3 protein-coding genes and 2 pseudogenes are annotated in these 7,474 nt (G+C 45.8%); 4 read left to right on the top strand and 1 reads right to left on the bottom strand.

The genetic code is table 11. The features are described 5' to 3' along the window. Positions 1–226, top strand: a 226-nt coding sequence (locus WCO51_07435) for a hypothetical protein (GenBank protein ID MEI6513092.1), incomplete at its 5' end; no start/stop codon positions are given. Between the two features lie 777 nt (positions 227–1,003). Here the strand turns inward: WCO51_07435 and WCO51_07430 are convergent. Further along, positions 1,004–1,205: pseudogene (locus WCO51_07430) on the bottom strand (type II toxin-antitoxin system HicA family toxin). Positions 1,206–1,354: 149 nt separating this feature from the next. Here WCO51_07430 and WCO51_07425 point away from each other — a divergent pair. From WCO51_07425 to WCO51_07415, 3 genes and pseudogenes are all read left to right on the top strand, one after another. Beyond that, positions 1,355–1,444: pseudogene (locus WCO51_07425) on the top strand (glutathione S-transferase family protein). Between the two features lie 128 nt (positions 1,445–1,572). Continuing rightward, the gene (locus WCO51_07420) at positions 1,573–5,316 is read left to right on the top strand and encodes a PAS domain S-box protein (GenBank protein MEI6513091.1); all 3,744 of its coding nucleotides are present in this window, start codon (positions 1,573–1,575) and stop codon (positions 5,314–5,316) included. A gap of 363 nt (positions 5,317–5,679) precedes the next feature. Further along, positions 5,680–7,474: UvrD-helicase domain-containing protein (locus WCO51_07415; protein ID MEI6513090.1), on the top strand; the 1,795-nt coding region annotated here is incomplete at its 3' end.

Below are 7,474 nucleotides of genomic sequence, written 5' to 3'. Positions count from 1 at the left end.
TGGTGTTCAAAATAGGATCATATTAAATTCCCCAGAGATCGGGGTGTCTGAACTTCGATTGAACCGAAATAAAGATGAGTTTCGGATTGTGTCCGACATACACAGTCCAAATGAGCCTGTAAACCAACGCTTCAATGCTGAAAAGTACAATCCAATCGGAACAATAAAGGCCAGCCCTATGATGGTTAAACAGGTGCTAAAGACAAATTTAGTAAAGAAGAGTTGATTCACTATGTCCGTTGTAATCGTCAGGGCAAATAAGAACATAAAGATTAACCCCACGTAATCAAACTGCTGGTTTTTAGGGCAGTTAGGTATTCGCCAGAAAGCGAAGGTTGCACTGAAACTTATGCCCCATAATCCAAACACACCTAAGAACATCAGGTATAAAGAGTCAGTATTTTCCCAGAGAGCCGATGCAACCAGTGGTATAGACCAGACTCCCCACGCAACAAGGCAAAACAGGGATAGTCTAGAAAACAGCCAAGTCGGTAATGTAGCACGGGATACTTGTTTCGGTAGTAGCAACGAGCGTCCTAATAACAGTGTTATAAATCTAAATCCCGCTAGTGGAGTCGATAAAACTACAATTGTCATAGGAATTAAAAAATGGGTATCTGTGATTAGGGTCATAAATGGCGTATGAATGCCAAAATACTGATTCGAAAGTAAAGTAAGCGCTATAAGAGTTATTAAGCCAATGGACTGTGAATATTTAATGCAGAGCTTTTAAAGCCCAAATGCCACCCCACATCGTCAAACGATTACTGATAAAGTGTTTTTCGGTAGGTTTAGCTTGACCGCTTATTTCCGGTAATTGCGGAAAAGTGCAACTCAAAAAATAGCGCCAAGAAAGGGGTCCAAATAATAGGCAATATACATTATTTTAATCAGGTAGGAATTCTGTTTGGTGCTGTGACATGGCCGCATGAGCAAGATATCTCTCCTGAAACTTTATTGGCAGAGATGGTTTTGGTTGATAGCGAGCATCTTTCTGAGTTAGCTACGAACAATAAAGTGTAGGTGTTCTTAACAAATAATAGCTTAAAATATTGCGCAAAGTGCCAATGGGCATATCTTTGCGCGGATGTGGAACAACGACATGATCCGGCTTATTTGGATGAGTAAATTTCTCATGATCGCCCTTGCCCCCCGATATTAACCAGCCTTCTTTTTAATGCCATAATAATGTCTTTGCTGTTCATGTGTTATATCATGCACAAAACTACACAATAAAAAATAATGAGTTACAGATTTAATCAGGTGAATAATTGATCTAGTATCATTACTAGTAGCCGCATTTTTTGCTATTCCCAGCGAAACTGTATTTACCCCTTTGGTGAACAAAGCACTAATGTATAAACTATACGACTTTTTACCCTCAGGTAATTGCTACAAAGTTCGTTTATTACTCAATCAATTGGGTATTGAGTATACAAGAGTCAATGGTGATGCGGATGCGATGATAAATGCGCCTGAAAAACATTTAATACGGTGCTTCTGGAAAATGGCTTAGCTCAGAACGAACACTTTTAGGGGGGCTTTCACAGGCCCCCTGTTATGGAGGGTATATTGAAAAAATTCTCAAAATCTGCTATCAGCACTTGGTTAACCGCAGCTATTGGCACGCTTTTCATTGTTGCTTTCGGTGTCTATATCACTGCAGAAGAGCGCGTTAATCGAGTAAACGAACAGCGAATAACTTCCTTTGAACGGAGTGATGAACTGAGGCAATCGTCAGATGATTTGACCTGGATGGTGCGTGCTTACGTTGCTACGGTTGAGGATGCCAAGCTCAATCTTGGGCTCACCCGGTTGGTTTTTATTGTCCTCGGGGTTGCGTTGGTTTTCATGCTGGCACGAACACTGTATCTGATCAAGGCCGAAGCGAAGGAGAAACAACAAGGCGAAACCTTGTTGAAGAGTACCGAGGTCGCCCTGTGCAAGAGTGAACAGAGCTTTCGTCAAATGTTCGAGAACATCGTGGCAGTTATGCTGCTGATCGAGCCTGATTCCGGCGTCATCGTCGACGCCAACCCGGCAGCTGCTAGCTTCTATGGCTACAGCGTCGAGCAACTGCGAGCCATGCGCATTGACCAGATCAATACATTGACGCCATCGGAAATCGAAGCGGAGATGGGACGCGCTGTGCGGCAGGAACGCGATTACTTCATCTTTGAGCACCGCCATGCCAACGGCGAAATTCGGACTGTCGAAGTGCGTTCAACGCCCATCACGGTTGAGGCCCGGGTCTTGCTTTTTTCCATTGTCTTGGACGTCACCGAGCACCAAAGGGCACAACAAACACTCAAGAGAAACGAAAAGCTGCTACGCGAATCGCAGAAGGCCGCCCGGATCGGAAGCTACATCAATACGTTTGAAGCAGCGACGTTTGAGAGCACAAGCGTCCTTGATGAAATCTTCGGGATCACCGAGCACTATCCGCACACCAATGAAGGCTGGGTGAAGTTAATGCACCCGGATTTTATGCAAGCGATGCACGATGCGCTTCAGGACTCAATCAACAACAAGAAGCCTTTTGATGCCGAATACAAGATCATTCGGCCGAGCGATGGTGCAGAACGCTGGATGCATGGTCTCGGACATATTACCTATGACGACAAGGGCAAGGCGATCAGCCTGATCGGCACAGTGCAGGATATCACCGAGCGCAAGCGCAGCGAAGAAGAAATCGGGGAGCAGCGTCGCTTCCTGGATGCAGTCATCGACAATGTCGAGACCCATATCTACATCAAGGACCATGATGGCCGCTACCTCTACCTCAACCAGGCAGTCGCCCATCAATTCGGCCGCCCGGTTTCCGACATCCTTGGCAAATCGGACCTTGAAATCCTGCCGCCTGACACAGCCCGGCAAGTCATGGAATTCGATAGCAAAGTGTATCTGAGCGGGGTCAAGCAGGCGTCTGAAGAAATGTTGACCGACAACAGCGGCAATAACCGCTATTTCTGGTCCGTCAAGATGCCCATCGAAATGCGTAATCATCCGCAGGCGCTGATCGGCTTTTCCTCTGACATTACCCATCGGCATGAAGCAGAAGAACGTCTGCGCCAGAGCGATGAGCGTTTTCGTAAATTGTTCTACGAATCCAGGCTGCCCTTGATGCTGGTTGAAAATGGGCTGTTTATTGATGCCAACCACGCTTCGTTGCAAATACTAGGTATGGACTCCCTGGAAGAACTCATAGGGCTTAGCCCAGTGCAGATATCACCCGAATATCAACCGGATGGTCAATTATCTTCAACAAAAGCGATAGCGCTGCATCAGAAAGTCTTGTCCGAAGGCACTAACCGCTTTGAGTGGGAACATATAAAGAAAAACGGCGAACATTTCTTTGCTGACGTCATACACACGTCTATCAAATTTGACGATAGAAACCTCATCCATGCCGTGTGGAATGACATCACCGAGAAAAAGCGAACCGAAAAGGAACTTGAGAATTATCAATTACATCTCGAAAAACTTGTTGAAACCCGCACTGCTGAGCTTGAGAAAGCCAAGCTGGATGCAGAGATCGCCAACCAGTCCAAGAGCACGTTCCTCGCCAACATGAGCCATGAAATCCGCACTCCAATGAATGCCATCATCGGCTTTGCCCATCTATTGCAAGCTCAAATCGAGCAGCCGTCCCAGCAAGACAAACTCGACAAGATCATCTCATCGAGTAAACACCTGCTAGGCATTATCAATGACATTCTGGATTTATCCAAAATCGAGGCCGAACAACTAACGCTAGAAGAAACGACTTTTCTAGTTTCCGCAACCATAAATCATGTCAGCAGCATGATGGCCGATCGTGTCGACAGCAAGGGGCTCAAATTAATTGAAGAAATCGACCCACGCCTGGACACGTTGCCTTTGCGAGGGGATCCATTACGCCTACGCCAAATTCTAATCAACCTCACCGGTAACGCCGTCAAGTTTACCTTTCATGGCAGCATTAACCTGCGCGCCAGGGTGCTTTCTGAAAACGACGATCAGGTCATGTTGCGCTTCGAGGTGCAAGATACAGGCATTGGTATTAGTGAGGCGAACCCGGATAAGTTGTTTGAAGCGTTTACCCAAGCGGAAGCCTCTACCAGTCGTAGATTTGGCGGCACCGGCCTCGGCCTGGCGATTTCCAGAAAACTGGCCAGTATGATGGGTGGCGAAATTGGGGTTGTCAGCACCCTTGGGCAAGGCAGCACCTTCTGGTTTACAGCGGCATTAAAGCATGGCACATTAGATGAGTTACCTCGCCAGGAGGCCATTTCTGGTTCATCAGGACTCCGTAGTGGCGCCCGTATTTTGCTGGTTGAAGACAACGAAATCAATCAGGAGGTGGCCATGGAAATCCTGCAAGGTTACGGCTTACTGGTTGATATAGCTAATCATGGCGGCGAAGCCTTAGTGATGATCGAAAAGAAATGCTATGATCTGATTCTGATGGATATGCAGATGCCGGTGATGGATGGCCTGGAAGCAACCCGTAGAATCAGAAAGTTACCTGCTTACCGGGACATCCCTATCCTGGCCATGACTGCCAATGCCTTTGAGGAAGACCGCCGACGCAGCGAAGATGCCGGAATGAATGGGTTTATTGCCAAACCAGTGGAGCCAGAACGGCTTTACGCGGAGCTCAAGCGCTGGCTCCACCAAAAGGACACAGCAGACTCTGCCGAGACAACGATAGAAAGTTCAGAAATGCTACCAACCGCCACCCAAATCACTAGCCCTAGCCAGATAGACCGACAAGCCGGGCTAAAGTATCTCGGTGGCAATTTACCCGCCTATCAGCGCCTGTTGACCAAGTTTGCTGACACCCACGGCACTGACGCCGACAACGTCCAGGCTGCCCTGGATGCTGGGGATCAAGCCACCGCAGAGCGCATCGCCCATTCTTTGAAGGGCATTTCCACTACGCTGGGGATGGCATCGCTACGAGAAATAGCCTACACCTTGGAACACAAGGTTCATGATGGCTTGCCCGCTTCCGAACTGGAGAATGAGATCGCGATGTTACGCAAGGCGCTAGTGGCCGTGAACAAGGAAATCCAGGCCATGCACGTCGATAACCCAGCACTGAGGCAAGTAGATGCAGATCCGGTCAAAGTCCGGGAACTGGTGACCCGGCTGGAAGCGCAACTCGCTACAGACGATGCACAAGCCATCGACACCTGGCGCGAACTGGGTCCGCTGTTTACTCAGACCATCGGTAGGGGACTCGCCGCACCTCTTGGATGCCAAGTCGAAAGCTATGATTTCCCGGAAGCCCTAGCCTCTTTGCGCGAGATTATTAAGAATAATCTAGAGTAACAACTGTATGAAAGGTTCTGTTGAGCATCGTAATCTCTCGTTTCCAACACGCTACAAATCGACACAAACAATCGAGCGCTTTTTAACATAAAAACATAATTTTATCAAAATATGATTCTTCAAGTGAGCCGTAAGTTCAACGCCACTAAATGATCAATAAATTCTAGAGCTGACAGAAAACACTCAAGTTGATGCTGAAGGCAACGGCGAAAACAGTGAAAACACTGTTCACCATTCCGAATCAGGGCCTTCTACACATAATACCAATAACAAAATCCAGTTATAATGTCGTCAATAATTAAGCCCTCCCCCAAAGAACCGATAGTACTCTACCGAGTAAATCACACTCGAACTCCTAATCTAATGGCCAAACTAAACCCCCAACAACAAGCTGCTGTTAAAGTTATCGATAATCCATTACTGGTTCTGGCAGGCGCCGGTAGTGGTAAAACGCGCGTCATCACAGAAAAAATTGCCTACTTAGTCAAACAGGGCTTACCGGCTCGACATATTGCAGCCGTAACATTTACCAACAAAGCCGCCAGAGAAATGAAAAGTCGTGTGTCAAAGCTGCTCGATGATACGCAGATTCGCGGCTTACGTGTGTCTACTTTTCATTCATTAGGCTTGGATATTCTGCGCAAAGAGCACAAAGTTCTGACGTATAAAGCCGCCATTACGCTCTTTGATGAACAAGATAAGCTAGCTCTGATAAAGAACTTAATTACTCACGGCGCCAAGGACTGTGATATCGATCAGGTCGATCATTATGCCCATCAAATCGGGCAATGGAAAAACGCCTTTATCACGCCCGAACAAGCATTAACACAGGCGACAAAAGAACACTACTCTTCTGCTATTCTGTATCAAGAATATACCCGTAGCTTAAAGTCTTACAATGCTGTTGATTTTGACGACCTTATTTTGTTACCCGTATTATTGTTCCAACAACATCCCAGTGTTTTAGAGAAATGGCAAAACAAGATTCGTTATTTACTGGTTGACGAATATCAAGACACTAATATCACCCAGTACCAACTCGTTAAGTTACTCGCCGGCGCCTTAGGTCGCTTTACCGTCGTGGGTGATGATGATCAATCCATTTATGCCTGGCGGGGTGCGCAACCCGAAAATCTAGCACAATTACAAAAAGACTATAGTCGTTTACAGGTGATTAAGTTAGAACAAAACTACCGCTCTACGGGCCGTATCCTAAAAGTAGCCAATCAGCTTATTGCTAATAACCCCCATACGTTTGAGAAACGTCTTTGGAGTGAATTGGGCTATGGTGATCCATTACGTGTTCTGAGTCATAAAAACGATCAGGTTGAAGCACAGCAAATTATTTCAGAAATTATCCATCACAAATTTAAGAACGGTGGCCGGTATCAGGACTACGCGATTTTATATCGAGGCAATCATCAGTCCCGGTTATTTGAACAAGGACTTAGGGAAAATAACATCCCGTATTTAATCAGCGGTAGCACCTCGTTTTTTTCTTATTCAGAAATTAAGGACATTCTCGGCTATCTGCGTTTATTTGTTAACCCTGATGATGATGCCGCTTACTTACGTATTATTAATACACCCCGCCGCGAAATTGGCCCTACCACGCTGGAAAAACTGGGGGGATATGCGAATGAACGTCATATCAGTTTATTTGCAGCGAGTACCGAACTGGGCTTAACTCAACGCTTATCTGAAAAGTCTATTCACCGATTACAAAAGTTTCATGACTGGGTACTTGATACCGCTAGACGTATTGACCAGGGTGATAGGTTCTCTGTGATTGAACAATTTATTCAACAAATTGGTTATGAGCAATTTTTAAAGGAAGAAAGCAAAAGCAAGGAGTCTGCCGACCGTAAAATAAAGAATGTCTATGAACTCATTGAATGGCTTAAGCGCATTGCTGAAAAGAATAGTCCTTCTGAAGACGGAAACTCATCGAAAGCACCCTTAGCAGAAATTGTGGCGAAGATTATGCTGATGGATATTATGGAACGTAATCAAGAAGCCGAAGTGAGTGATCAGGTCAGCTTAATGACCTTACATGCCGCTAAAGGCTTAGAATTTCCGCATGTATTTCTGATTGGAATAGAAGAAAATATTCTGCCCCATCAAAGTAGCATTGATAGTAATAATATTGAAGAAGAAC

Source organism: bacterium (assembly GCA_037131655.1).
Lineage (GTDB): Bacteria > Armatimonadota > Fimbriimonadia > Fimbriimonadales > JBAXQP01 > JBAXQP01.
Note: the sequence above shows the minus strand (reverse complement) of the source record. Positions and strands in the feature narration are given on the sequence as shown.